Raw genomic sequence first — 21170 nt, forward strand, 5'->3', positions numbered from 1 at the left:
CGGCGCTTGGCTGGAGGGCGGCGCTTTTTATGGTGGGATGATCGGATGGCGGGCGGGCAAAGCCGGGGTGCCCCCGCGGCCGCCTGGCGTGTCTGGCCTGGTTCCTCTCGATGCGATGCGGCCTAGCGCTGGCTCAACAGGTCGAACTCCATGCGCACCTTGCGGAAGGGAAACTCCAATCGCGCGAAATACACCACGCGGCCGTCGATGCAGGCGTAGCGGCGCAGCTCGGCCACGGGCGAGGACACCGGGATGCGCAGCGATTCGGCCGATTCCTGGCCGGCCTCGGTCACGTTGAGCACCTGGCGCGCCTCGCTGATGCGGGCGCCGTAGAACTGGTCCAGCACCGGCGCCACGGTGCTTTTCTGGATGCGGGCGCGGTGCTTGCGGAACAGGCTGCTTTCCAAAAATACCTCGCTGTAGCAGAACGGCCCGGCCTCGGTGGTGTGCACGCGCCGCAGGTACTGGAAACGGCCGCCGCGGTCCGCCGCGCACGGCATGCCCAGGGTGTCGGGCAGCGGCGAGTCGGCGCTCGACTCCACCAGCGATACCGTGCCGAGCTGGTTGCTCAGTTCGACGGTTTCGGCCCAGGTCTTGGGAATCAGCAGCGTCGGCGTCTCGGGCAGGTCGGCGTTGACGAAGGTGCCGGAGCCGCGCGAGCGCCGGATCAGGCCGTCCTGTTCCAGTTGGCCGAGGGCCTGGCGGATGGTGGCGCGCGAGATGCCGTAGGTTTCCATCAGCGCTTCCAGCGGCGGGATCTGCTGGCCCGGCCGCCAGGTGCGGTTCTGGATATGGCTGCGAAACAGCGCCGCGGCCTGCAGGTAGAGCGGTTGGGGGCTGTGCGAGAAAAGCGGGCGCGCGGGCATGGTCGGATCGGTCAGGAGGTGGCGGGGGCGGCGAGCAGGGCGTCGGCCATCTCGCGCAGCCGGTGTTTCTGGATTTTGACCGAATTGGCGCTTTCCACCGAGGGGAACGCGTCCAGCACCGTGAAACCGGCGGGCACCTTGAAGCCGGCCATGGCCTGTTTGCAGGCCGCCGTCCAACCGGGCGCATCGGCGCTGGCGCCGTCCCGCAGCAGCACGAAGGCGTAGGGCACGGTCTTGCCGTCGCGGGTCGCGCCGACCACCTGGCAGGCGCGCACGCCGGGCAGCGACTCCACCATCTGCTCGATCTCGACCGGGTTCACCAGGAAGCCGGACAGGCGTAGCGAGTCGCCCATGCGGGTCTGGAACACGAACTGGCGCGGGTTCAGGGTGTAGCCGAGGTCGCCGGTCCGGAAATAGCCGTCGTCGGTGCAGGCGCGGGCGGTGGCTTCGGGGTTGTCGAGGTAGCCGCGCATCAGGCTGGGCGACAGGATTTCCAGCTCGCCCGATTCGCCGTGCGGCAGCACCTGGCCGCTGGCCGGGTCGCGCGCCCGCACGCGGGCCTCGGAATAGATCAGCGTGCCGCCGGGCTGGTGGCGCGCGGCCACGTCGCCCTCGGCCGGGTCGCGCGGCTGGCCGGCCACCAGGGCGATCAGTTCGCTTGACCCATACAGCCCGGTCAGCGGCACGCCGGCCTCGCGCGCCAGATCCAGCATGTGGTCCAGCGCCGGTGTGAAGCTGGCGAAGCCGAACAGCCGCGCCGAGGCGAATGCGCCTGGCGCGGCCGCGCGCATCATGGCGACCAGCGCTTCGTTGTTGGCGTAGGTGTGGGTGACCCGGTGGCGCCGGATCGCGGCGGCCGACTCGGCCGCGTCGAACACCGGCGCGCACACCACCGGCACGCCCCGCGCCAGCCCGCCCACCAGCGTGGCGAAGCCGAACGCGCCGCAGAATGGCGCGCTGGCCAGCACGCGGCTGTGCTCGTTGTAGCCGAACGCCTGCGCCACGGTGGCGCCATGGCGCAGCAGGGTGTGCTGGTCGTGCAGCACGAACTTCGGTTGCGAGGTGGTGCCGGACGTGGTGAAGCACAGCACGCCCGCGTCGGGCTGGGGCGGCGGGGGCGTGTCGGCGCAGGCGCGCAGTTCGGCATAGCGGTGCACCGGCTTGCCGCGCAGCGCTGCGGCGATGGGCTCGTCCGTCTCGGACACGGCGACGATGCCTTGCAGCCGCGCCAGCGACTCGGGCGCGACGCCGTCCAGGATGCCCTGGAAGTCGATGCCCTTGAAACCGGGCCAGAACACCAGCCAGTCGGCGCCGCCGCGGCCCAGGATGTCGGCCAGTTCCCGCGCGCGAAAGCGGGTGTTGACCGCCAGCACCAGCGCGCCCAGGTGGGCGCAGGCCAGGAAGGTCTCGACCCACGCGGCGCAGTTGGGCAGCCATACCGCCACGCGCTGGCCGGGCCGCACGCCGATGCGCGCCAGGCCGGCGGCCAGGGCGCGGCTGCGCGCGCGCAGGTCGGCGTGGCTGATGGCCTGGTCGCGGTCGATCAGGGCAGGGCGGTCGGGGTGGTGCGCGGCCAGCGCGTCGAGGTGCCGCGAAAACAGGGCGGGGAGCGACGTCATGGGCCTACACCGTGGCGATGGGGGTCACGGGCGAGCCCACGGCGCCCGGCAGGCGCAGCGGCGGCGCGGTCAGCAGGAAGCGGGTGCGGCCCTGCGCGTGCAGCCAGTCGGCCAGCGCCTTCAGGTACCACAGCTCGGCCAGCGGCACGCCCAGCTTGAACAGGCAGTGATGATGCAGCGGCAGGATCGAATGGCCGGGGCCGGCGGTGCGGGCCGGATAGGCCTCGACCGCGTAGTTGTCGGCGCAGATCGCCGCGATGCCGCTGTCGGTGATCCATTCCAGCAGCGCCGGATCGGCGCCGTCCAGCACCGCGCCGGTCTGCTCCAGGCGGTGCGGGTCGGGCTGGCCGTCCATCTCCACCAGAGTCTCGGCGAAACCGGTGCGCAGCACCAGCATGTCGCCCGGCTCGACCACCACGCGCTGCTCGCGCATCGCCGCCTGTAGCTGGGTATGGCCCACCAGGGTGCGGCCGGGGCCGAAGGCGCGCGCCAGGTCGACCAGCACGCCGCGGCCCTGCATGCCTTTCTCGGCGTAGCGGTTGATGCCGAGCTTGCGCGCGTACGAGCCGCCCGGCGGGCAGCAGGCGTCGGGCGCGGCATCATCGCCGCCGAACACGTCCACGCCCGCGGCATAACCGTTGTAGTAGACGCGGCGGGCCTGGCCGTCGCCCTGGATGTCGAACTGCGCGCCGACGTGGCACAGGCCGTCCCACTGGGTCGAGTATTGCAGGCTGAGCGTGACCTGGTCGTCCGACAGCACGTCCACGGCCTCGGGCTGCAGGCGCGCCATGGCGAAGTTCAGGTAGGGCGTGCCGTCGCGGAAGGTCGGCTTGAGCTGCGGCGGATGGCGGCGCGGGTTGAGCACGTTGCCGCCGGGCAGGTCCAGCGGCAGCGACAGGCAGAAGACCTTGCCAGCCCGCACCTCGCGCACCGCTTGCAGCACTTTCTCTTCGGTCAGCAGGTTCAGGCGGCCGATCTCGTCGTCCGGCCCGAAGTCGCCCCAGGTCGATCCCTCGGGACGGCGCGTCCAGCGTTTCATGGTCTGTCTCCAATGTGTTTTTCGTGTTCTTGTGAATATAGTACGTATTTACGTACTATAGGAAGTGTCCGCATCCCGCGGACGCCCATCGACAGCATCCGTCCCCAGGCGGAGCCAGAAGAAATCCGCCCCGAGCGGATTCGCGAGGAGACAGATCCATGACGCATTCCCTGCACAGGCGCGCCGGGCGGCGCGCGCTGGCCGCGGCGGCGCTGGCCGTGCTGGCCGCGGCCCCGATCCCTGCGGTCCAGGCGGCCGGTTATCCGGAGCATCCCGTCACCGTGGTCGTGCCGTATCCGCCGGGCGGCGGCGCCGATATTTTTGGCCGCGCCATCGCCAATGCGCTGCAGCCGGCGCTCAAGCAGACCGTGCTGGTCGAGAACAAGCCGGGCGCGGGCGGCAACATCGGCATGGCCTACGTGGCGCGCGCCAAGGCTGACGGCTACACCCTGGGCCTGGGCACCATCGGCACCCAGACCATCAACCAGTTCCTCTACAGCAACATGACGTTCGATCCCGAGCGCGACCTAGTGCCGATCGCGCTGGTGTCGACCACGCCCAACGTCATTGCCGTCAGCGCCAAGTCGCCCTACAGGACGGTGGCCGACGTGATCCAGGCGGCGCGCCAGTCCAGGGACAGGAAGCTGACCTACGCCTCGCCGGGCGTGGGGTCGTCGGTGCACCTGACCGGCGCTTATTTCGAGGCCATGGCTGGCGTGACGATGCTGCACGTGCCGTTCAAGGGCACCTCGGCGTCGCTGCCGGCGGTGGCCGGCGGCCAGGTCGACCTGCTGTTCGACAACCTGCCCGGCGCGCTGGCGCAGATCAAGGACGGCAACCTGGTGCGCGGCGTGGCGGTCACGTCGGCCGCGCGCGATCCGTCGCTGCCGGACCTGCCGACCGTGGCCGAGTCCGGCCTGCCGGGTTTCGACGTGACGGCGTGGTTCGCGCTGTACGCGCCGCGCGGCACGCCCGAGCCGGTGGTGCGGCAACTGATCGAGGCGGCGCGCAGCGGCCTGGCCACGCCCGCCATCGCCACCAATTTCGCTACCATGGGCGCCCGGCCCGGCACGCTGTTCGGCGCGGATCTGGTCGCGTTCGAGCGCCAGGAGCGCGCCAAGTGGGGCGACCTCATCAAGGACAAGGGAATCACCGCGCAATGACAACCCCCATCGCATTGGTCACCGGCGGCAGCCGGGGCATCGGCCGCGCCATCGTCGCGCGCCTGTTGCAGGACGGCTTCGAGGTCGTCAATTTCAGCCGCCGGCCGCCGGAATCGGCGTTGCCCGGCGAACGCTTCCAGTCGGTGGACCTGGGCGACGCCGCCGCCACGGCCGCGGCGGCCTCCGCGCTGGCGGCGGCGCGGCCGGTGCTGCACCTGGTCAACAACGCCGGCATGATCCAGGTCGCCGACATCGAGGCCGTGACCCAGAATGAACTGGCGCGCATGGTGGCCGTGAACCTGACCGCGCCGCTGCTGTTGATGCAGGCGCTGCTGCCCGGCATGCGCCAGGCCGGCTACGGCCGGGTCGTCAACATCGGCAGCCGCGCCGGCCTGGGCAAGCCGGGCCGCACGGTCTACGGCGCCACCAAGTCCGGCCTGGTGGGCATGACGCGCACCTGGGCGCTGGAGCTGGGCAAGGCCGGCATCACGGTCAACACCGTGGCGCCCGGGCCGATCGCCACCGAGCTGTTCGACCAGTCCAACCCGCCGGGCGACCCCAGGACCGTGGCGCTGGAAGCCGCCATTCCGGTCGGCCGCATCGGCCGGCCGGAAGACGTGGCGCACGCCGTGTCCTCGTTCCTGGACCGGCGCGCCGGTTTCATGACCGGGCAGGTGCTGTATGTCTGCGGCGGCATGTCGGTGGGGCTGGCGGGGTAGGACCGCCACGGGGAGCCGGGGGCGGCTCGGGCAGGTGGCGCCGCGTCAGTCGCGCGGGTCCAGCGGCCAGCGGAAGGCCGGCGTGATCTCCACTTGCAGCCCCGCGCCGGCCAGTACCCCGTGCAGCCGGATGACTTCCAGCGCCAGGACGTTCTCGGCCACAGGCAGGTCCTGGGCGATCAGCTCGCGCGCCCGCTTGACGCCGATGCCCAGCGCCACCGCCAGGCGGGCGATGGCGCTGGCCGTGGCCAGGGCGCCGGGCCGCGCCCGCAGCGTGTAAGGCGTGCGGTCCATGATCGGGTGGTTCGGATTGGTGGTCGCCACCATCCAGCCGCAGCCGCTACAGCGCGCGATCAGGCTCAGCCCCTGTTCGCTGATGACCTGGGGCTGGCCGCATTCGGGACAGGGGGAGGCGGGCGGGGTCATGGCGTGCGTGGGGCGGCCCGGAACACATGGCGCGGCCCGCTGTCGGAGGTCCGGCCCGCGGCGCGCAGCGCGCCGTCCCGTTCGCGCCGCAACTGGCGCAGCACCTCGCTCGGCGTCACGCCGAAATGCGCCGCGAATTTGCGCTGGAAGGTGCGCCGCGACATGTGGCAGGCATCGGCCATGTCGTCCACCGACCAGCGCGCCGACAGGCTTGCCTCGATCTTCTCGACCAGGTCGCGGAACGGCGCGGCCACGCGATCCTGCAGCCGCAGCGTCTGGCTGTATTGGCGCTGGTCGCCGTTGCGGCGCATGAACACCACCAGGCGGCGCGCCACGTCCTGCGAAACCTGCGCCCCGACGTCGCGCTCTATCAGGGCCAGCGCCAGGTCGATGCCGGCGGTGACGCCGGCCGAGGTCCAGACGACGCCGCTTTCGATGAAGATGCGGTCGTCTTCCACCCGCAGGCCCGGATACAGTTGGCGCAGCCGGTCGGCCGAGCGCCAGTGAGTGGTGACGCGGCGGCCGTGCAGCAGGCCGGCGGCGGCCAGCAGGAAGGCCCCGGTGCAGACGCTGCAGGTGCGGCGCGCCTGCGGGCCGCGGCGGCGCAGCCAGGCCAGTGTCTCGCCATGGGCGCTGGCCTGATCGATGCCGGGGCCGCCCGGCACGAACAGCATGTCGATCGGCGCGTCGTCGTCCTCGGCGAAGGTGGCGTCGACCTGCATGCGCAGGCCCTGGTCCCAGGTGGCGACCACCGGCGCCGCCGCGACGGTGCTCAACTGATAGCCCGCGCCGCCTTCCTCGTTGGCGCCGCTGAAGGCCTGCCACGGGCCGGCCAGGTCGAGCGGCTGGAAACCGTCGTAGAGCAGGAAGACGATGCGTTTTGGCGCGATCTTGGGGGTATTTGGCGCACGCGCGCCGGCGCCTGGGGCTACGCTGGCGGTTCCGTTCTGCGAAGGAGCATCGTCGTGCATGTCAATATTCTCTTGTTCGAAGGGCTGACCCAGCTCGATATGACCGGGCCATACGAGGTGCTCGCCGCCGCGCCCGGGTTCAGCGTCGATTTTGTCGCAAAAACGCCCGATCCGGTACGCAGCGACCGCGGCCTGCGTTTCGTGCCGACCCAGACCCTGGCGTCGGCGCCGCCCTGCGATCTGCTGGTGGTGCCCGGCGGGCCGGGCACGGATGATGCCATCCTCGACCCGGACTGGGTAGCCTTCACGCGCCGGCAGGCGTTGGGCGCGCGCTACGTCTTCGGCATCTGCACCGGTTCGCTGCTGCTGGGCGCGGCCGGCCTGCTGCGCGGCAAGCGCGCCTCCAGCCATTGGCGCGCGCGCGAACTGCTGGCGCATTTCGGCGCCGTGCCGACCGATGCGCGGTTGTGCGTGGACGGCAACGTTTTCACCGCCGGCGGCGTCACCTCGGGCATCGACATGGCCTTGAAAGTGGTGGCCACGCTGTGCGGCGACGAGGTCGCCAAGCTGATCCAGCTTCAGATCGAATACGACCCCGAGCCGCCATTTCCCGGCGGCACGCCCAGGACCTCGGAACCGGCCATCGTGCAGCGCTACCTGTCGCAGTCGCAGGCGCGTTTCGAACAGCGCAGCGCCAAGGTGCGGCAGGCGGCGCTCAATGTCCCAGGTGGTCCAGCGGCAGCGGACTCTGCGGCTTGACGGTCTGGATCGCGAAGTTGCTGCGGATGTCCTTGACGCCGGGCAGCTTGAGCAGCGTGCCGAGCAGGAAGCGTTCATAGGCGCGCAGGTCGGGCAGCACCACCTGGAGCAGGAAGTCGGATTCGCCTGACACCAAATGCGCCGCCACCACTTCGGGCAGGGCGCAGACTTCCTTGCGGAACTGCTCGGCGTCGCGCTCGTGGTGGCGCTCGACCTTGACGCCGACGAACACGGTCAGGCCCAGCCCGACCTCGTCCGGCGCCAGCCGGGCCTCGTAGCCCTGGATCACGCCGGCCTCTTCCATCAGCCGCACCCGCCGCAGGCAGGGGGAAGGCGACAGGCCGATCTGTTCGGCCAGCTCGACGTTGGTGAGGCGGCCGTTGTGCTGCAGGGCCTCGAGAATGCGCCGATCATAGGCGTCCAATTGGCGTTTTGGCATGAAATTTGGATTAGGCAGGATTGATTGGTTCAGTATGCCAATCATGTTATCCAGGTTGGCATGAATAGCAAGCACATGCCGATGCCTTTTCCCTAGAATGATCGCCATTTCCCGCAGCACGGAGCGTGGCGCATCATGGCCGATATGGCGTTGTTTCTTGGGGCACTGTTGATTGTCTATGTGGTGCCCGGGCCGGACATGATCCTGCTGCTCGAGACCGGCGCCCTGCGCGGGCGCGGCCAGGCGCTGGCAGTGGCCGGGGGGCTGGCGGTCGCCCGCGCCGCTCACGTGACGCTGGCGGCGCTGGGGCTGGCGGCGCTGTTCAAGGCCCATCCCTGGGCTTTCGACGCGGCGCGCACCGTGGGCGGTTGCTATCTGATCTGGCTGGGCGCGCGATTGCTGCGCGCCGGGCCGCTCTCTTATGGCGTGGCGCACGCGGCGCAGGCGGCCGCGCACGGGCCGGGCCTGGGCGCGGCGTTTTTCAGCGGCGTGCTGACCAACTTCCTCAATCCCAAGGCATTGCTGTTCTGCTCGGTCCTGCTGCCCCAATTCATCTCGCCGGCGCAAGGGCCGATCGGCCGGCAGTTCGCCCTGCTGGGCGTGATCCTGGTGAGCCTGGGCCTGGCGTTCGACGTATTGTGCGCGCTGGCTGGCGGCGCGCTGGGGCGCTGGATGGCGGTCCATCCGCGCGTGCAGAAATGGCAGGGCGCCGCGTTTGGCGGCGCCCTGATCGCTTTCGGCCTGCGGTTGACGCTGAGCCGCTGAGCCGGCCGAAACATGCTTGACCCGCGCCAGGCCTTTCCCTACTTGCCGAAGGCCAGGGACGTTTCGTCCTCGTCCTGGTCCTCGTCGTCGGCGCGTGCCGGCAGGGGACGCGCGCCGTCGGCCAGCATCTCCGCCTGCGTCAGGCCCTTGGTCAGCTCCAGGGCCTGGCGCTCGAACAAGCGCCGGTACAGGCCGCCCTTCAAGCGGATCAACTGGTCATGGCTGCCTTCCTCGATGATGCGGCCGCGGTCCATCACCAGCAGGCGGTCCAGCGCGCGCACCGTCGACAGGCGGTGCGCCACCACCAGCGTGGTGCGGCCCACCATCAGGCGTTCCATGGCCTGCTGGATCAGCACCTCGCTTTCGCTGTCCAGGCTCGAGGTGGCCTCGTCCAGGATCAGGATCGGCGCGTCGGCCAGGAAGGCGCGGGCGATCGCCACGCGCTGGCGCTCGCCGCCCGACAACTTCACGCCGCGCTCGCCCACCAGCGTCTCGTAGCCCTTGGGCAGCGCCATGATGAAGTCGTGCGCGCTGGCCAGCCGCGCCGCCTGCTCGATCTCGGCCTGCGTCGCGCCGGGGCGGGCGTAGGCGATGTTCTCGGCGAGCGTGCGGTGGAACAGCACCGGCTCCTGTTGCACGATCGCGATCTGGCTGCGCAGCGAGGCCTGCTTCACCTGGGCGATGTCCTGCCCGTCGATGGTGATGCGGCCGCCGTTGACGTCATACAGGCGCTGGATCAGCTTGATGAACGTGGTCTTGCCCGATCCCGAATGGCCCACCAGTCCGACCCGTTCGCCCGGCGCGATGCGCGTCGAGAAGCCGTCGTAAAGCGGCGCCTCGTGGCGGCCGTAGCGGAAGGTCACGTCCTCGAAGCGGATCTCGCCGGCGGTGACGCGGATCCGGCCCGCGCCGGGACGGTCGTCCACGCCCAGCGGCTGCTTCTCCAGCGCCACCAGTTCCTCCATGTCGTTGACCGAGCGCTGCAGGTTGCGGATGTGCATGCCCACGTCGCGCAGGTGGCCCTGCAGCATGAAGAACATCGTCAGCGCGAAGGTCACGTCGCCGACGCTGGCCTGGTTGCGCGACCACAGCAGCAGCGCCGCGCCCAGGATGCCGGCCTGCATCGCCACCAGCATCGCGCCCTGGATGCCGCCGTTGATCGTGGCGCGGATCCAGGTGCGGCGCGTGCGGCGGCGCCACTTGTCGACCACGCGCTCCAGGCGCGCTTCCTCGCGCGTCTCGGCGCCGAAGGCCTTGACGACCGGGTTACAGCTCACCGCGTCGGCCAGCGCGCCGCCCATGCGCGTGTCCCAGGCGTTGCCCAGCCGCGCCGCCGGCGCCACGTAGCCCAGCGACAGCGCCGCCGTGACCGCGATGTACAGCACCGACCCCAGGCCGACCACCAGGCCCATCACCGGCCAGTGGATGCCCAGCAGCACGGTGGCGCCGACCAGCATGATGACCGAGGGCAGCAGCGCCACCAGCAGCGTGTCGTTCAGCAGGTCCACCGCCCACATGCCGCGGGTGATCTTGCGCACGGTCGAGCCGGCGAAGCTGTTGGCGTGCCAGTCGGTCGAAAAGCGCTGCACGCGGTAGAAGGCGTTGGAGACCATGCCGTTCATCATCTTCAGGGTGAAGACGATGATGTTCTGGAACACGCCCTGGCGCAGCAGCGTGCCGCCGATGCCCAGCGCGATCAGCAGCCAGAACGCGGTGATGGCCGCGCTCCAGGCCTGCTGGTCGGCCGCGGCGCCGGACGCCACGGCGTCGACCAGGCGGCCCGCGTACAGCGGGGTCAGCACGTCGGCCAGGGCCGACAGCAGCGCCAGCCCGACGATCAATGCGGTGCGCCAGGGTTGGGCGCGCCAATAGCGGAAGGTAAAGCCGAGGACGTCCTTGAAGGCTTGTCCTCGCAGATCGATTTTTGTTCGATTCATTGCGATCGCCCGGCAACGCGAAGGCGCCGGATTCCTTGTGGGAAGAGGGTGATACGACCTGCGCCTCACGGCGCGGGCATTGCGTTCAGGGGTTTGGGGCGGGCACGGCGGACCAGTCGCCAGGTAGTCTGGCGATGGGGCCGCGCGGGCGACGACTTAATGGCGTCGCGGAGATACGCGCGGGATGGCGGTATGCGGATTCATCATCTTGCGCCTCCCAGGTGTAGGTGAAGGGAAAAAAGAATGGGCACAGGCCCGAATTGAAGATTCTATAGAAGTGGTGTAGGCGGATCAACCGCGCGGACGGTGGGGGATTGCCGGCGTGTGGGTTTTTCCCCACGGCGATGGCGTCCGGCCGCCAGGCGCAATGGCTGAAGGGTCGGCCGCCGCGAAGGCGCGGCGGCCGACCAGGCGGGCTACTTCAGGAACCCGGTCGAGATCCACGGCACCGCGGCGATGACCACGATGCCGACCGCCATCGAGCCGAGGTAGCCCAGGATGGGCCGGATGCCGGCTTCGGGCGCGACCCGGCCGATGGCGCAGGCGGCGTAGTAGCCGACGCCGAATGGCGGCGCGAACAGGCCCAGGCCCATCGACAGGATCACCACCATCGCGTAGTGCACCTCGTGGATGCCCATCTGGTGCGCGATGGGGAACAGCAGCGGCCCGAACAGCACGATGGCGGGGATGCCTTCCAGCACGCTGCCCAGGATGACGAACGCCACGATCGACACCGCCATGAAGGTGGCGGCGCCGCCGGGCAGGCCGGCCATGGCTTGCGCGAGCTGGGTCGAGAAGCCCGATTGCGTCAGGGCCCAGGCCATGGCGGTGGCGGTGCCGATGATCAGCAGGATCGATCCGGACAGGCAGGCGGTGTCGACCAGCATGGGCTTGAGCCGCTTGACGTCGAAGCAGCGGTAGACCAGCAGCCCGATCAGCGCGGCGTAGACGATGCCGATGGTCGAGACCTCGGTGGCGGTGGCCACGCCCTCGACCACGGCCGCGCGGATCACGAAGGGCAACGCCAGCGCCGGCAGCGCCACCAGCAGGGCGCGCCCGATCTGACGGCCGCTGGCCTTGCGCACCGCGCTCAGGTCTTCGCGGCGGTTGCGCCACCAGACCACCAGGCACAGCATCACGCCCAGCACCAGCCCGGGCAGCAGGCCGCCCGTGAACAGCGCCGTGATCGACACGCCGGTGACCGAGCCGATGGTGATCAGCACCAGGCTGGGCGGCACGGTCTCGGTCTGCGCGCCGGTGGCCGACAGCAGCGCCACCAGGTCGCCCTCGTCGGCGCCGCGCTCGCGCATTTCCGGGAACAGCACCGGCGCCACCGCCGCCATGTCGGCGGCCTTGGCGCCGGAAATGCCCGAGACCACGTACATGGCGCCGATCAGCACGTACGACAGGCCGCCGCGCACATGCCCCAGCAGGCTGGCCAGGAACGCCACCATGCGCTTGGCCATGCCGGTCATCTCGATCAGCACGCCCAGGAACACGAACAGCGGCACCGCCAGCAGGATCAGGTGCGACATGCCTTCGTCCATGCGCCCGACCACCACCATCATCGGCACGTCGGTGGTCAGCGACAGATAGCCGAAGGTGGCCAGCCCGAACGAGAAGGCGATCGGCACGCCCGCGAATACCGTGGCCGCCACCACGCCGACGAAGAAGATCAGCAGGTTGAGGTTGCCCAGGCCCGCCAGCACCGGCTGCAGCGCCGTCATGGCGGCCACCACGCCGCCGACCAGCAGCAGCGCCAGGCCGGTGACGCGCCACTGCGCGCGTTCGACCAGCCGCAGCAGCGCGATCAGCAGCATCAGCGCGGTGCCCACCGGCAAGGCGGCGGCGCGCCAGACGTTGGGGATTTCCAGCGCGGCGGTGGTGACGTACTGTTCCTCCGAGGCGTACTCGTAGCCCGGCGCCTGCAGCAGCAGCAGGAACGCCAGCGCCGCCGCCACGGCCACCATGTCCAGCAGCGCGCGGGCGCCGGGCGAGGCGTGGTTGACCAGCGCGCCCATGCGCATGTGCTCGCCGCGGCGAAAGGCGATCACCGCGCCCAGCATGGCCAGCCACAGGAACAGGATCGAGGCCAGTTCGTCGGACCATACCAGCGGCGTGTGCAGCACGTAGCGCGCCACGATGCCCGAGAACAGGATGACGATCTCCGCGACCACCAGGATGGCCGCGGGAATCTCCACCAGGTGGCCCAGGGCGTTGTCCAGCGTGATGGCCCAGGGGCGGCGCGCGCCGGGCGCCGGACCCGCCTCGGCCCGCAGCGCCGCCGGATGCGTCAGCGCAGCCCTCATGACAGACTCCCGGCCGCCTGCTCCAGCAGACCCCAGGCCTTGTCGCCGTATTTTTCCTTCCAGCCGGCATAGAAGCCAGCGCGGCGCAGCGCGTCGCGGATGGGCGCGGGGTCGGGCGTGTTGAAGGTCAGGCCTTCCTCGGCCAGCTTGGCCTGCAGTTGGTTGTTCAGCGCCAGCACGTCGGCGCGCTCGGCCATGCCGGCGGCGTTGATGTGTTTGGCGACGACCTCGCGGATGTCGGCCGGCAGCTTTTCCCAGGCGCGGCGGTTGCCCAGGAACCAGAAGCCGTCCCACATATGGTTGGTCATCGAGCAGTATTTCTGCACTTCGTACAGCTTGGCGGTCTGGATGATGGCCAGCGGGTTTTCCTGCGCGTCCACCACGCGGGTCTGCAGCGCCGAATAGGTTTCGTTGAAGTTGATGCTGGCCGGCGACGAGCCCAGCGCCTTGAACATCGAGGTCCACAGCGGGCTGACCGGCACGCGGATCTTCAGGTCGCGGAAATCACCGGGGCCGCTGATGGCGCGCGAGCTGGTGGTGACCTGGCGAAAGCCGTTGTCCCAGATGCGGTCCATGACGAACAGGCCCTTGGCGTTGATGTCGGCGCGGATGTGCGCGCCCAGGTCGCCGTCCATGGCCTTCCAGACCGCGGCGTAGTCGGGAAAGGCGAAGCCGACGCCGCTGATCGAGGCGCTGGGCACCAGGGTCGACAGGATCAGGCCCGACAGGGTGAAGAACTCGACGGCGCCGGCGCGCAACTGGCTCAGGGTGTCGGTGTCCGAGCCGAGCTGGCTGCTGGGGAACACCGCCAGTTCGAAGCGGCCGCCGGTGTCCTTGAGGATGTTCTGCGCGGCCTCGTTGGCGCGCAGGTTCATCGGGTGCGAGGGGGGCAGGTTGTTGGCGTACTTGTAACGGAACTGGGGCGCCGCCAGCGTGCGCTGGAACGGGGCCAGGGCGAGCAGCGCGCCGCCTCCCGCGGCGCGCATGAGGTTGCGTCGAGTCGTGTTCATGCTGTCTCCTTGGTTATGAGATCCGGCCGCCGTCGAGGACGGCCGGATAAAGCGCCTTGCCAGGCCTGTTGCTTTATCTTTGCATGAGGTCCATTATGTGGACCTGCGTACTACCCTTAAATTCATTTAATCACATTGATTCACTAGCGTAAATCAATAAAACTGGTGCAGAATGAAAAAACAAAATCATATTGATGGTCCACAAAATGGACCTGATGAAAACACAGGCGGAGACGTGACGGAGACCTCATCCCAGGTCGGTGGCGCCCAGGCGATATCCCGCGCCATGCTGGTGCTGCGCGCGGTGTCGCGCACCCGCGGCGAAGGCGCGGGCCTGCTGGCGTTGACGCGCGACACGGGCATGAGCAAGCCCACCGTGCACCGCATCCTGGCCGCCCTGGCCGCCGAAGGCATGGTCGAACAGGACCTGGCCAGCCGCCGCTACTTTCTGGGCCCCGAATGCCACGTGCTGGGCAACATCGCCAGCGAGCGCTTCGGCATCAACCGGCTGGCCGCGCCGGTGGTGGCGCGACTGGCGCACGAGTGCGGCGATTCCGCCTTCTTTTCACTGCGCCGCGACGTGTTCGCGGTCTGCGTGCTGCGCGAGGATGGCGACTATCCGCTCAAGACCCACGTGCTGCTGCCGGGCGACCGGCATCCGCTGGGCATCGGCGCCGGCAGCCTGGCGATCCTGGCGGCGTTGCCCGACGACGAGGTCGATGCCTGCCTGCAGGCCAATGCGGCCCTGATCGAGCGGCGCTATCCGCATTACTCCGTGGCGCTGATCCGCACGCTGGTCGATGAGGTGCGCGAGCAGGGCTATGCCGTCAACCGCGGCCTGGTGGTGCCGGGCTCGTGGGGCATCGGCATGCCGCTGCGCGATGAGCAGGGCCACGTGCTGGGCGCCCTGAGCATCGCCGCGGTCGAATCGCGCATGGACGAGGAAAGACAGTTCCAACTGGCCAAGCTGTTGTCACGCGAGGCCAAACGCCTGCTTGCGCAGGCCAACCCGGCAGGCCGCGAGGCGCGGGCGCGCCCGCAGGCCGCCAAGCCCAGGCCCTGATCCGCCGTGCCGGCGGGGCGGGGCTGCCAACAGAGGAGACAGCAATGAGCAAGCGTGCCGTCATCGTGGGGTGGTCGCACACCCCGTTCGGCAAACTCGACGACCCCGACACCGAAAGCCTGATGGCGCGGGTATCCGGCGCCGCGCTCGACCACGCGGGCATCAGCCCCGAGGCGGTGGACGGCATCTATGCCGGCGTCATGAACAGCGGTTTCCAGAAACAGGATTTCCAGGCGGCGCTGGTGGCGCTGGCCGAGCCGGCGCTGGCGTATGTGCCGGCGACGCGGCTGGAGAATGCCTGCGCCACCGGCTCGGCCGCGCTGTACGCGGCCATGGATTTCATCGAGGCCGGACGCGGCCGCGTGGCGCTGGTGGTGGGGGCCGAGAAGATGACCGCGCGTTCCACCGAGGACACCGGCGACATTCTGCTCAATGCCAGCTATCGCAAGGAAGAGGCCAACCTGCCGGGCGGCTTTGCCGGCGTGTTCAGCCGCATCGCCACCGCCTATTTCGAGCGCCATGGCGACCACGGCGAGGCGCTGGCCCGCATCGCGGCCAAGAACCACGCCAATGCGCTGGACAACCCTTACGCGCAGATCCGCAAGGACCTGGGCTTCGAGTTTTGCAATACCGTCTCCGAGAAAAACCCTTATGTGGCGGCGCCGTTGCGCCGTACCGATTGCTCGCCTATTTCCGACGGCGCGGCGGCGCTGGTGCTGGCCGACGCGGAAACCGCGGCGGGCCTGCGCCGCGCCATCGGCTTTCGCGCCCGGCGCCACGTCAATGACTTCCTGCCGCTGAGCCGGCGCGATCCCATCGCGTTCGAGGGCGCGGCGCGCGCCTGGCGCGAGGCGCTGGCCGGTGCCGGCGCGACCCTGGATGACCTGAGCCTGGTGGAGACGCATGACTGCTTCACCATCGCCGAACTGATCGAGTACGAGGCCATGGGCCTGGCGCCGCGCGGCCATGGCGTGCGGGCGCTGCGGGAAGGCTGGGTGCAGAAGGGCGGACGCCTGCCGGTCAACCCGTCGGGCGGGCTCAAGGCGAAGGGCCATCCGGTGGGCGCCACCGGCGTGTCGCTGCACGTCATGGCGTGTCTGCAACTGGCCGGCGAGGCCGGCGCCATGCAGGTGCCGGACGCAACGCTGGCCGGCGTCTTCAACATGGGCGGCGCGGCCGTGGCCAATTACGTCAGCATCCTGGAGCGCGTCAAATGAGCGGCCCGCTGGAGCAGGCCCTGGCGCCGCCGGGCGGGGTGGCGCCGGTGTCGCGCCGGGCCATGAACCTGGCGCATTTCCTGGTGCAGGCGGCGCGCCGCCACCCCACGCGCGCAGCGCTGGTCTGCGGCGAGGCCCGCCTGAACTGGCGCGAGCTGGACACGCGCACGGCCGCCCTGGCGCGGGCGCTGGCCGAGCGCGGCGTGGGCAAGGGCGACCGGGTGCTGGTGCACGCGCGCAACAGCTTCGCGTTCGCCGAAACCCTGTTCGCCGTGCTGCGGCTGGGCGCGGTCTGGGTGCCGACCAATTGCCGCATCTCGCCGGACGAGGCGGTCTATCTGGCGCGGGCGGCCGGGGTCAAGGCCTTCCTGTGCGAAGGCCAGTCCCCCGGGCACGCGGCGGCCGTGGCGCAGGCCATGCCCGACCTGGCCTTGCTGGCGCGGCTGGGTCCCGGCGAGTTCGGCGAGGCCGACACCGCTTCCCTGATCGCGGCGCATCTGGATGACGCGCCGGCGGCCTGCGCCGACGTGGACTATGACGATCCCTGCTGGTTCTTCTTTACCTCCGGCACCACCGGCCATCCGAAGGCGGCGGTGCTGACGCATGGGCAGATGGCCTTCGTGCTGACCAACCACCTGTGCGATCTGATGCCGGGCACCACCGAGCACGACGTCAGCCTGGTGGTGGCGCCGTTGTCGCATGGCGCGGGCATCCATTTCCTGACCCAGGTGGCGCGCGCCGCCGCCACCGTGCTGCCCGAGGGCGAGCGCTTCGACCCGGAAGAGGCCTGGCGCCTGGTGCAGGCGCACCGGGTGACCAACATGTTCACCGTGCCGACCATCGTCAAGCTGCTGGTCGAGCACCCGGCGGTGGACGCCTTCGACCACTCCAGCCTGCGCTACGTGATCTACGCCGGCGCGCCCATGTACCGCGAAGACCAGAAGCGCGCGCTGGCCAAGCTGGGCCGGGTGCTGGTGCAGTACTTCGGGCTGGGCGAGGTCACGGGCAACATCACCGTGCTGCCGCCGGAGCAGCACCATGACGGCGACGGCCCCGAGGCTCGCGTGGGCACCTGCGGCTACGAGCGCATCGGCATGCAGGTCAGCATCCAGGACGAGGCCGGCAATCCGTTGCCGGCGGGCCGGACGGGCGAGATCTGCGTCTGCGGGCCGGCGGTGTTCGCCGGCTATTACGACAACCCGGGCGCCAATGCCAAGGCCTTCCGCAACGGCTGGTTCCGCACCGGCGACCTGGGCTACCTGGACGACGCGGGCTACCTCTACATCACCGGCCGCGAATCCGACATGTACATCTCGGGCGGCTCCAATATCTATCCGCGCGAGGTCGAGGAAAAGGTGCTGGCGCATCCGGCGATCGCGGAGGCGGCGGTGCTGGGGGTGCCGGACCCGGTGTGGGGCGAGGTGGGGGTGATGGTGTGCGTGCTGCGACCCGGCGAGACACTGGAAGAGGAGGCCCTGCTGGCCTGGCTCGGATCGCGCATGGCGCGCTACAAGCTGCCGCGCCAGGTGTTCTTCTGGGATGCGCTGCCGCGGTCGGGCTACGGCAAGATCACCAAGAAGCTGGTGCGCGAGGCCCTGCGCGAGCGGGGCTGCCTGGCGCCCGCTTAGGAAACGGGGCCGCCGCGCGGCGGCCGCGCAAGAGGGTGCGGACATCGCGAACACATTGCGAGCAGACAACGAGGAGACCGAATCATGGATGGAGCGCAGGAAGCGGTGCTGGTCACGGGGGGCGCGTCGGGCATCGGCCTGGCCGTCGCGCGGGGCCTGCTGGGCGCGGGACGCCGGGTGCTGGTGGCGGACGTGTCGCAGGAACGGCTGGACGAGGTGCGGGGCCTGGCGCCCGCGGAACGCCTGGGTTGCGTGCGGCTGGACGTATCCGACGAGGCGCAGGTGACCGAGGTCATGACGCGACTGGAAGCCGATTTCGGTCCGATCGCCGGGCTGGTCAACTCGGCCGGCATCGGCCGCGATGTGCCGTTCCTGGAGACGGACACGGCGTTGCTGCGGCGGATCCTGGAAGTTAACCTGGTGGGCTCGTTCGTGGTGGCGCGCGAGGCGGCCCGGCGCATGCGCGAACGCGGCCGCGGCTCGATCGTCAACATCGCGTCCGTGTCGGGTATCCGCGGCAACGCGGGCCGCGCGGCGTACGGGGCTTCCAAGGGAGGCGTGGTGACGCTGACGCGGGTGATGGCGGTGGAACTGGCCGCGTACGGTATCCGCGTGAACGCGGTGGCGCCGGGGCCGATCGAGACGCCGCTGGTGGGGCAGATGCATACCGACGAGGCGCGCGCGGCCTGGCGCCAGGTGGTGCCGCAGCATCGCTACGCCGCGCCGGAGGAACTGAACGGCACCATCGGCTGGCTGCTCGACGATTCGCTGTCCAGCTACGTGACGGGGCAGGTGATTTGTGTGGACGGCGGCTTCACCGCGGCGGGCATGCTGCCGGCGGTGCATTGACGCCCGCGTTTTCAGCTTTCATTCCCATCTTGCGCCACAAGCGCACGGAGTGCACATCATGCGAACCACCACCGTGGATCGTTCGTTGCGGGGATCACCAGTATTGCCCCGCCCCAGGACGCTGATACACCCGGGAGCCTTCAACCCGGTACGGATACACAGCCGCTGCGCGCGGCGCGGCCGCCATGTCCGGCTGGCGCTGCAGCCCGGCGCCAGCCTGTTCGAGGCGCTGGTCAATGGCCTGGCGCCGCTGGGCGTGGAGAACGCCTCGATGACGCTGCTGAGCGGCGAATTCAGCCATCTCGACTACTGCACCGCGCCGCCGGACCCGGCGCATCTGCGAGTGGTGGCGTACACCGCGCCGATCGCGGCGGGCGCGGCCACGCTGATCTTCGGCAACGCCACGCTGGGCAAGGGCGACAACGGCGAGCCGCTGGTGCACTGTCACGCCGCGTTCTGCGATCAGGGCGGGGCGCTGCTGGGCGGGCACCTGATTCCGCAGACATCGATCGTGGGCGCGGGGCCGGTGACGGTGCTGGTGACGGCGCTGGAAGGCTTCGAACTGCGCGCCACTTATGACGCCGAAACCAATTTGCGGCTACTGCAGCCGCGGGAGATCTGACGATGATGCCGGCCGAGGTCGAAAGCGGAAGCATGGGGCGGGTGGCGTATGCGCGCATCGGGCCCAACGAGGATCTGGTGCAGGGGGTCGAGAAGCTGTGCCTGGCGGAGGGGTTTCGCAATGCCTTCGTGCGCGGCGCGCTGGGGAGCCTGGTGGATGCCTGCCTGTATGCGCGGGGCGGGGAGGTGCGGCAGCTTGAGGGGCCGGCGGTGGAGATCGTGAGCCTGGCGGGAGAGGTGCGCGCGCAGGCGGACGGGTCGGTGGTGGCCTCGCTGTCGGGGGTGGTGGCGGACCCGGCGGGGCGGGTGCACGGCGGGGTGTTCGTCCCTGGGGCGAACCCTGTCTGTATGACGTTCGAGGTGACGTTGGAGGAGTGGCTGCCGGACGGCGGCTGAGGCGCGGACGGGTGAGGCGCGATGCGGCGGCCGGGACGGATACACTTGGCCACCCATGCGCCAAGGAAAATGACATGAAACGCACCCTGTCGGCCGGCATCAGACTGGCCCTTGCGGCCTGCCTGATCTTCGCCGCGCTGTTTGCCGTCGTCGGCGGCTGGACCACGGGCTATTCGTTGGAAAGCGTGATCTGGCTGGCGCTGACCGGCGCCATCTTCGGCGCGATCGGGGCGCCGGCCATCGAGCCGAAAGCGTTCCGCTATCCGGCGCTGTGGCAGGTCGGCTGCGCCGTGGCGGGATGCCTGCTGGTCGCGGCCCTGCTCGGCGCCGGCATCGACGGCTACCTGCTGGCTGTCGCGCTGGGCGTCCTGCTCGGCTATCTCGCGCCGTACTGGATCACGCGCGTCACGGGTCCTTGACCGGCCCTGGCCGCGGCCGCGCCGCCGGCTGCTTCGCGCGAAATCCGGCAAAGCCGCTCCAGCACTGCTGCGTGTAGCTGTAGAGCGCGTCCTGCGCCTTCAGCGGGCTGCGGCCGGCCAGCCGCGCGAGGACGTAGTGGCCCTGGCGCTGGGGATCGGGCGGCAGCGGCACTTCCACGAGCTGGCCGGCCTGCTGCTCCCGGCGGGTGACGCAGATGACGCCCAGCAGCAGGGTGTCGGTGGCGAGGGCCAGGTGGACCAGGGGGGCCAGGCTTTCGCAGCGCACGCTGACCATCTGCTCGGGGGCGCCGGCGGGGCCGAGGGTTTCGGCCAGGCGCAGGGCGACCTCGGGGCTGAGGGTGCTGGAGGCGACGGGGTACTGGCGGATGTGATCGATGGTGGGGCGGCGGTGGGCCAGGATGGGGTGATCCTTGCGACAGACCATGCCGGCGCGCAGGGGCGCGAGCGGCCGGGTCTCGATGTCGGCGGCGCCGTACAGCATGCGGGCGTCGCAGACCATGGCGTCGATGCGTTCGGCGCGCAGCAGATCGAGCAGGGTGGCGGTGGTGCCGAGTTCGGCCGCCACGCGCACCTGCGGATGGCGAGCGGCCATGTGCGCCAGGAACGGCGTCAGCAACAGCGAGGCGGGGGTGGGACTGAGTCCGATAGACAGGGTGCCCGATTCGCCGCCGGCCAGTGTCTTGAGCTCGCGCCGCAGCTCGGCTTCTTCGTAGCGCATGCGGCGGGCGCGTTCCGCGACGCAGGCGCCGTAAGGCGTGAGGCGCACCTGGCGGGTGCCGCGGTCCAGCAGCGGCAGGCCAAGCTCGGCCTCCAGCGCCTGGATGCTGCGGCTGAGCGCGGGTTGCGACAGGTTGACCTTGTCGGCGGCGCGCGAAAAGGTGCCGTGTTCGACCACGGCGAGCAGGTGCTTGAGTTTCTGGAAGTCCATGTGCCAACCGCATGAATCATATGAATCAAATGCATTGGAATTATAGATTGGGCCTCCGTATGATGG

Annotated in this window: 21 protein-coding genes; 11 read left to right on the forward strand and 10 right to left on the reverse strand. The window is 70.0% G+C overall.

All coding sequences use genetic code 11. The features are described from left to right. Nucleotides 1–122: 122 nt before the first annotated feature. The 3 genes from HV783_RS07515 to HV783_RS07525 are packed head-to-tail and all read right to left on the reverse strand — an operon-like array spanning nucleotide 123 to nucleotide 3524. Nucleotides 123–866: a GntR family transcriptional regulator gene (locus tag HV783_RS07515; RefSeq protein ID WP_064527991.1), complete on the reverse strand. Its 744-nt coding sequence runs from the start codon at nucleotides 864–866 to the stop codon at nucleotides 123–125. Between the two features lie 11 nt (nucleotides 867–877). Beyond that, nucleotides 878–2485: an AMP-binding protein gene (locus HV783_RS07520; protein WP_175188903.1), complete on the reverse strand. Its 1608-nt coding sequence runs from the start codon at nucleotides 2483–2485 to the stop codon at nucleotides 878–880. A gap of 4 nt (nucleotides 2486–2489) precedes the next feature. Beyond that, nucleotides 2490–3524 (reverse strand): cyclase family protein, encoded by a 1035-nt coding sequence (locus HV783_RS07525; protein WP_054504061.1) that lies wholly within the window; start codon nucleotides 3522–3524, stop codon nucleotides 2490–2492. 158 nt (nucleotides 3525–3682) lie between these two features. On the opposite strand from HV783_RS07525, the gene HV783_RS07530 reads away from it, so the two are divergent. Next, entirely contained in the window at nucleotides 3683–4687 is a 1005-nt protein-coding gene (locus tag HV783_RS07530) for a Bug family tripartite tricarboxylate transporter substrate binding protein (protein ID WP_175188904.1), read from the forward strand. Next, nucleotides 4684–5406 (forward strand): SDR family NAD(P)-dependent oxidoreductase, encoded by a 723-nt coding sequence (locus tag HV783_RS07535; protein ID WP_175188905.1) that lies wholly within the window; start codon nucleotides 4684–4686, stop codon nucleotides 5404–5406. Before HV783_RS07530 ends, HV783_RS07535 begins: the two co-directional genes overlap by 4 nt. A 45-nt stretch (nucleotides 5407–5451) precedes the next feature. Here the strand turns inward: HV783_RS07535 and HV783_RS07540 are convergent, their stop codons facing one another. Then, complete coding sequence (locus tag HV783_RS07540) at nucleotides 5452–5832, reverse strand: hypothetical protein (protein WP_054504064.1); 381 nt, start codon at nucleotides 5830–5832, stop codon at nucleotides 5452–5454. Continuing rightward, nucleotides 5829–6803 (reverse strand): GlxA family transcriptional regulator, encoded by a 975-nt coding sequence (locus HV783_RS07545; protein ID WP_082401991.1) that lies wholly within the window; start codon nucleotides 6801–6803, stop codon nucleotides 5829–5831. The genes HV783_RS07540 and HV783_RS07545 overlap by 4 nt, the downstream gene beginning before the upstream one ends. On the opposite strand from HV783_RS07545, the gene HV783_RS07550 reads away from it, so the two are divergent. After that, a complete protein-coding gene (locus tag HV783_RS07550; protein WP_144655114.1) occupies nucleotides 6798–7502 on the forward strand; it encodes a DJ-1/PfpI family protein in 705 nt (234 codons plus the stop codon). The genes HV783_RS07545 and HV783_RS07550 overlap by 6 nt on opposite strands. Here HV783_RS07550 and HV783_RS07555 read toward each other — a convergent pair. Then, complete coding sequence (locus tag HV783_RS07555) at nucleotides 7459–7941, reverse strand: Lrp/AsnC family transcriptional regulator (RefSeq protein WP_054504066.1); 483 nt, start codon at nucleotides 7939–7941, stop codon at nucleotides 7459–7461. The two genes, HV783_RS07550 and HV783_RS07555, sit on opposite strands and share 44 nt — an antisense overlap. A gap of 135 nt (nucleotides 7942–8076) precedes the next feature. On the opposite strand from HV783_RS07555, the gene HV783_RS07560 reads away from it, so the two are divergent. Further along, nucleotides 8077–8706, forward strand: a complete 630-nt coding sequence (locus HV783_RS07560) for a LysE family translocator (protein ID WP_175188906.1) — start codon at nucleotides 8077–8079, stop codon at nucleotides 8704–8706. Nucleotides 8707–8744: 38 nt separating this feature from the next. Here HV783_RS07560 and HV783_RS07565 read toward each other — a convergent pair whose 3' ends face one another. The 3 genes from HV783_RS07565 to HV783_RS07575 all read right to left on the reverse strand — a co-directional run bounded on the left by HV783_RS07565 (nucleotide 8745) and on the right by HV783_RS07575 (nucleotide 13962). Then, nucleotides 8745–10643 (reverse strand): ABC transporter ATP-binding protein, encoded by a 1899-nt coding sequence (locus HV783_RS07565; protein WP_175188907.1) that lies wholly within the window; start codon nucleotides 10641–10643, stop codon nucleotides 8745–8747. A gap of 416 nt (nucleotides 10644–11059) precedes the next feature. Beyond that, on the reverse strand, nucleotides 11060–12952 hold the full coding sequence (locus HV783_RS07570; RefSeq protein ID WP_175188908.1) for a TRAP transporter large permease: 1893 nt from the start codon (nucleotides 12950–12952) through the stop codon (nucleotides 11060–11062). Further along, nucleotides 12949–13962, reverse strand: a complete 1014-nt coding sequence (locus HV783_RS07575; protein WP_064522872.1) for a TRAP transporter substrate-binding protein — start codon at nucleotides 13960–13962, stop codon at nucleotides 12949–12951. Before HV783_RS07575 ends, HV783_RS07570 begins: the two co-directional genes overlap by 4 nt. A 235-nt stretch (nucleotides 13963–14197) precedes the next feature. Here HV783_RS07575 and HV783_RS07580 point away from each other — a divergent pair, with 235 nt between their 5' ends. From HV783_RS07580 to HV783_RS07610, 7 genes are all read left to right on the forward strand, one after another. Further along, nucleotides 14198–15025 (forward strand): IclR family transcriptional regulator, encoded by an 828-nt coding sequence (locus HV783_RS07580; RefSeq protein WP_240317412.1) that lies wholly within the window; start codon nucleotides 14198–14200, stop codon nucleotides 15023–15025. A 44-nt stretch (nucleotides 15026–15069) separates the two neighbouring features. Then, on the forward strand, nucleotides 15070–16242 hold the full coding sequence (locus tag HV783_RS07585) for an acetyl-CoA acetyltransferase (RefSeq protein WP_175188909.1): 1173 nt from the start codon (nucleotides 15070–15072) through the stop codon (nucleotides 16240–16242). Beyond that, the gene (locus HV783_RS07590) at nucleotides 16239–17870 is read left to right on the forward strand and encodes an acyl-CoA synthetase (protein WP_175188910.1); all 1632 of its coding nucleotides are present in this window, start codon (nucleotides 16239–16241) and stop codon (nucleotides 17868–17870) included. The genes HV783_RS07585 and HV783_RS07590 overlap by 4 nt, the downstream gene beginning before the upstream one ends. An 84-nt stretch (nucleotides 17871–17954) precedes the next feature. Next, nucleotides 17955–18719 (forward strand): SDR family NAD(P)-dependent oxidoreductase, encoded by a 765-nt coding sequence (locus HV783_RS07595; RefSeq protein WP_054504074.1) that lies wholly within the window; start codon nucleotides 17955–17957, stop codon nucleotides 18717–18719. A gap of 58 nt (nucleotides 18720–18777) precedes the next feature. Next, the gene (locus HV783_RS07600) at nucleotides 18778–19341 is read left to right on the forward strand and encodes a PCC domain-containing protein (protein WP_049054485.1); all 564 of its coding nucleotides are present in this window, start codon (nucleotides 18778–18780) and stop codon (nucleotides 19339–19341) included. Between the two features lie 2 nt (nucleotides 19342–19343). Further along, nucleotides 19344–19736 carry a PPC domain-containing DNA-binding protein gene (locus HV783_RS07605; RefSeq protein ID WP_006387040.1) on the forward strand — a complete coding sequence of 131 codons (393 nt, stop codon included), beginning with the start codon at nucleotides 19344–19346 and terminating at the stop codon, nucleotides 19734–19736. Between the two features lie 74 nt (nucleotides 19737–19810). Further along, the gene (locus HV783_RS07610) at nucleotides 19811–20155 is read left to right on the forward strand and encodes a hypothetical protein (protein WP_020927230.1); all 345 of its coding nucleotides are present in this window, start codon (nucleotides 19811–19813) and stop codon (nucleotides 20153–20155) included. Here HV783_RS07610 and HV783_RS07615 read toward each other — a convergent pair. Continuing rightward, entirely contained in the window at nucleotides 20142–21104 is a 963-nt protein-coding gene (locus HV783_RS07615; RefSeq protein ID WP_175188911.1) for a LysR family transcriptional regulator, read from the reverse strand. The genes HV783_RS07610 and HV783_RS07615 overlap by 14 nt on opposite strands. Nucleotides 21105–21170: the final 66 nt, after the last annotated feature.

It is taken from the genome of Achromobacter dolens, assembly GCF_902859745.1.
GTDB classification, from domain to species: Bacteria; Pseudomonadota; Gammaproteobacteria; order Burkholderiales; family Burkholderiaceae_B; genus Achromobacter; species Achromobacter dolens.